The 1,796-nt window shown below is 75.4% G+C and carries 2 protein-coding genes and 1 pseudogene; 2 read left to right on the forward strand and 1 reads right to left on the reverse strand.

Annotated elements, in window-relative coordinates:
* Positions 1 to 450: pseudogene (locus tag GA0115242_RS40735) on the forward strand (hypothetical protein); the annotation flags it as partial.
* 32 nt (positions 451 to 482) lie between these two features.
* On the opposite strand, the gene GA0115242_RS14345 reads toward GA0115242_RS40735, so the two are convergent.
* Positions 483 to 1,244 carry a DeoR/GlpR family DNA-binding transcription regulator gene (locus GA0115242_RS14345; RefSeq protein WP_093828326.1) on the reverse strand — a complete coding sequence of 254 codons (762 nt, stop codon included), beginning with the start codon at positions 1,242 to 1,244 and terminating at the stop codon, positions 483 to 485.
* Between the two features lie 80 nt (positions 1,245 to 1,324).
* On the opposite strand from GA0115242_RS14345, the gene GA0115242_RS14350 reads away from it, so the two are divergent.
* Positions 1,325 to 1,796, forward strand: a 472-nt coding sequence (locus GA0115242_RS14350; RefSeq protein ID WP_141721593.1) for an MFS transporter, incomplete at its 3' end; no start/stop codon positions are given.

Here is a 1,796-nt window from a genome sequence, read left to right on the forward strand (position 1 = left end):
AGGCTCGCCGTACGGGCCTGGCTGCGCCCGGCGCACGCGGAGGTCGCGGACATCAACGTCACCGGCACGGCGACGACGGTCGCGGCCCGGCTGCACGGCGCCACGCTCCTGCCGGGGGCGGCGGTGTCGCTGCGGGCCCGGGGCGGCGGCCGGGCCAGGACGGCGGACCTCAGCGCCGCCGGGGACGGCCGGTCCTTCTCCTTCACCGTCGCCCACGCGGAGCTGGCGGACGGCGGCGAGGGCGTCTGGGACGCGTTCGTGCGGCCCGCTCCCGGCGCCCCGCCGATCAGGCTCGCCCGGCTCCTGGACGACGTCGCGGACCGCAAGTCGGTCTTCGTCTACCCGGCCACGACCGTCGGCGACCGGGTGGTGCGCGCCTACTACACGGTCGACAACGACCTGTCGGTGTCGGTGCGCCCGGCGGCCGGAACGGGGACCCCGGGCGGCTGAGGAGCGGCGGACGCCGGGGAGCGGGACGGCCGTCACACCGTCCGGACCGTCACCCCCGCCGCGCCGATCGCGTCGAGCGCCTCCCGGGGCGCCGACCGGTCGGTGACGAGCGTGTCCAGGGCCGCGACCGGGGTGACGAAGGCGTGGGCGGTGCGGGTGAGTTTGCCGCTGTCGGTGGCGGCGACCACGCGTCGCGCCGAGCGGATCGCGGCCTGTTTGACGGCCGCGTCGTCCAGGTCGTAGGCGGTCAGGCCCTGGTCGGCGGCGAGGCCGCAGCAGCCGATGACGGCGGTGTCGAAGCGGACGGCGGCGAGCGAGGCGAGGGCCAGCGGGCCGGTGAGGGCGCCCTCCCCCGGCCGGGGCCGCCCGCCGGGCACCAGCAGGGACGCCTGACCCGCCCCCTCGGCGAGGACGGCGACGGCCTGCAGCGACAGGGGCATCACGGTGACCCGCCGTCCGCGCAGCAGCCGGGCCACCTCGAGGCAGGTGGTGCCGCTGTCGAGGACGACGGTCTCGCCGTCGCCGATCAGGTCGACGACGGCGGCGGCGACCCGCGCCTTGGCCTCGGCGCCGTCCTGGGCGCGCAGCGCGAACGGCGGTTCCTCGCCCCGCAGGACGAGGCTGCGGGCCCCGCCCCTGACCCGCTCCAGCACCCCCTGGGCGGCGAGCGCGTCCAGATCGCGCCTGACGGTCATCTCCGAGGCGCCGGCGAGCGCGGCCAGTTCCGCCACGGTGAGGCTGCCCGCCGCGCGCACGGCGTCCCCGATCTGCCGGAGGCGGTCTGCGTTACCCATGGCGCCGATTCAACCGCACCCCAGCAGCGAACAGCAATCCTGTGCGAAATCGAGCTTTTAAAACATGATTCATGTTCGCTATGTTCATCGCCATGGAACGTTCCCTGCGCGCCGCACGAGTGGCGACCTTCACCTACTTCATCCTCAACGGGACCCTGCTGGGCATGTGGGTCGTGCAGATCCCGCCCGTCGAGGAGCGCGTCGGCATCAGCCACGCCGTGCTGGGCGGCTTCCTGGTGCTGCTCGGCCTCGGCGCCTTCCTCGGCATGCAGGTGGCGGGCCCGCTCGCCGACCGGCTCGGCACCCGGACCGTGGTGCCCGCCTCCGCGCTGCTGTGCGCCGCCACCCTGGTCCTGCCCGGCCTCGCCACCGCCCCGTGGGCGCTCGGGGTCGCCCTGCTGGTGTTCGGCTTCGCCAACGGCTGCCTGGACGTGAGCATGAACGCCCACGCGGTGCAGGTGGAGAAGGCGTACGGACGGCCCGTCATGTCCGCCTTCCACGCGACGTTCTCCGTCGGCGGCGTCCTGGCCGCGCTCGCCGGGGCCGCCGCAG

This window comes from Streptomyces sp. SolWspMP-5a-2, from assembly GCF_900091845.1.
GTDB lineage: Bacteria > Actinomycetota > Actinomycetes > Streptomycetales > Streptomycetaceae > Streptomyces > Streptomyces doudnae.

What these genes read in the sequence shown, in the direction of transcription:
- GA0115242_RS14345 (WP_093828326.1), bottom strand. Translation starts at nt 1,244, where the DNA reads ATGGGTAACGCAGACCGCCTCCGGCAGATCGGGGACGCCGTGCGCGCG.